At 60.5% G+C, this 2,095-nt stretch carries 3 protein-coding genes and 2 tRNA genes; 3 read left to right on the top strand and 2 right to left on the bottom strand.

Features of this window, described 5'->3' with window-relative positions:
- Nucleotides 1–415: 415 nt before the first annotated feature.
- A tRNA-Asn gene (locus tag EN984_RS32305) sits at nt 416–490 on the bottom strand.
- Nucleotides 491–712: 222 nt separating this feature from the next.
- Between EN984_RS32305 and EN984_RS32300 the strand changes: the two genes are divergently transcribed.
- Nucleotides 713–970 (top strand): hypothetical protein, encoded by a 258-nt coding sequence (locus EN984_RS32300; protein WP_024503836.1) that lies wholly within the window; start codon nt 713–715, stop codon nt 968–970.
- A gap of 24 nt (nt 971–994) precedes the next feature.
- Here the strand turns inward: EN984_RS32300 and EN984_RS32295 are convergent, their stop codons facing one another.
- On the bottom strand, nt 995–1,198 hold the full coding sequence (locus EN984_RS32295) for a hypothetical protein (RefSeq protein ID WP_127267807.1): 204 nt from the start codon (nt 1,196–1,198) through the stop codon (nt 995–997).
- 221 nt (nt 1,199–1,419) lie between these two features.
- Between EN984_RS32295 and EN984_RS32290 the strand changes: the two genes are divergently transcribed.
- Together EN984_RS32290 and EN984_RS32285 are read left to right on the top strand one after the other, a co-directional pair.
- Nucleotides 1,420–1,493, top strand: a tRNA-Cys gene (locus EN984_RS32290).
- Between the two features lie 90 nt (nt 1,494–1,583).
- On the top strand, nt 1,584–2,095 hold a 512-nt coding region (locus EN984_RS32285; protein WP_164765813.1), incomplete at its 3' end, for a protein-L-isoaspartate O-methyltransferase.

Genomic DNA, 2,095 nt, shown 5'->3' with positions numbered 1-2,095 from the left:
AGAGTGGGTCGTCCAAAAAACTGAGAGACTGCCACGCGGCCGTCAAGGCGGACGGAGGCGCAAGGTCTGATGTTGTCTTTGCTTCGGGCTAACTTCACCGCATAGGTTTTTGCACCCGGAGGGTTTCATTAACCGCCTAGAGCAATACCGACGGCAATTCCGATGCCGATCGCCACGCCGGTTACTAGGTTCCTTGCCAAGCGAATCGTCCAGGCCGTCGCGGCGGCTCGCCAATTCGATCTCGGCTGAGTCTCTGCAGGCCGATCAGCTCATCAAAAACGTGTTCCATGGTGATTTCTCTCCTTCGGGCGATTCCGGTGTAGATCGGCGCCTAGCGAAGTCGAGTTGTGTAGACATGCTGTAGATCAGCCTATTTTCGGCCGTTCCTGAAAACTCTGAAACCGTTGGAAATGATTGGCTCCCCGGGCCGGATTCGAACCAGCGACCAACCGGTTAACAGCCGGTTGCTCTACCACTGAGCTACCGGGGAACGGATGCTCTATGTGAGTGGCGCAGCCTATAGCTGCCCTTTTCGGCTTTGCAAAGAAGCTTTTCACATTTTTCCGAGGCTTTTTCGCGCAGGCCTTTCTCGCAATCGTCGACGGTTGCCCTCATATTAGCCGTCTTGGCAGGGATATGGAACCGAAAGCGCGGCGGCGGCTTTGGTTCCAGCATGCTTGCGAAAAATCAAACGGGTCAATTTTTCGAGACGATGACAGCACAAGACAACCAGATGCCGGCGCGGAAAATCTCCGTTTTCGGGCGCGAGTTCAAAATGCCGCGCTCGCGCGGGCTCAGAATCACGATCGGCATCCTGCTGACCATCGGCGGTATCCTCGGTTTCCTGCCGATCCTCGGCTTCTGGATGGTTCCGCTCGGATTGCTGGTGCTGTCCTATGAATTCGCCATGGTTCGCCGTCACCGGCGTCGCTTTGTCGTCTGGTGGGAACGGCGTCGCCGGCCCGATTGACCGCCGATAGCGCAGGGTGGGTGTTCAACGGGCGGCGTGTTCTTCCAGTGCCTCATGGATCTGCTTGAGAATCGCCGCGGCCGAGGCAAGCCTTGCCCTGTCGTGCGGCGACAGGCTGTCCGCACCTTCGATGGACAGACGGTCGATTGCGTAATGCAGAAGCTCTCCGCATTGTAGCAGGGACAGGCCGGACGAGGCACTCGTATTTGCTGCCATTGTCCGGCGCATGGCTCTTCCTCCTGCCATGTCCAACGCACGGGCCGCCGATGAGTTTCTCCTCCGGGCAGGCTATGCTTAATTGTCCGCTAATGGAGCGGTCAGGCCCGGTCCGACGATTTGCCGGATGCCGTCCGGACTGACGCGAGGAAACCGTTCGGAATGCACGGTGGCCGCTTGACGGCATTTTCGCCGCAACCTATTGGAACCGGGTGGAACGCCGGGAGCAATGAGGCCTCGTGGCGGAGTGGTTACGCAGAGGACTGCAAATCCTTGCACCCCGGTTCGATTCCGGGCGAGGCCTCCAATGCCCGGGCCCCCGCGCGGCAGCGCAGGGGCCTGAAGTTCCTGACACAATGGACCGCGGTTCTGGCGCGGCAAGCGGATTGGTTGGGACATGAGCGCTGATTTCTCCGAACTACGCGTCAAGATGGTCGACGGCCAGGTCCGCACCACCGATGTGACCAGCGCGCCGCTGCTTGATGCAATGCTTGTCATCCCAAGAGAGATGTTTGTCGGCGCCGCCCAGCGCGATCTCGCCTATATCGACGAGGACATCCGCATTGCCGCCGGCGCGGACGGCGCACGCTACCTGATGGAAGCATCCCCGTTGGCCAAGCTTATCCAACTGGCCGAGATCAATCCGACCGATTCGGCGCTCGATGTCGGTTGCGGAACCGGCTACGCCTCGGCCATCCTGTCGCGGCTGGCCAGGTCCGTGGTGGCGCTTGAGAGTGATTCGGCGCTGGCGGAAACCGCCAGATCGACGCTTTCGTCGCTGGGCTGCGGCAATGTGACCGTCGTCCAGGGTGCGCTGCCGCAAGGGCATGCCGCCCAGGCGCCTTATGACGTCATCCTTGTCGGCGGCAGCGTCGCGGAAGTCCCTGTGACGCTGCCGCCGACAAGGAT

Origin of the sequence: Mesorhizobium sp. M7A.F.Ca.CA.004.12.1.1 (assembly GCF_003997835.1) — a bacterium.
GTDB lineage: Bacteria > Pseudomonadota > Alphaproteobacteria > Rhizobiales > Rhizobiaceae > Mesorhizobium.
This window is presented reverse-complemented; position numbering and strand designations above follow the sequence as displayed.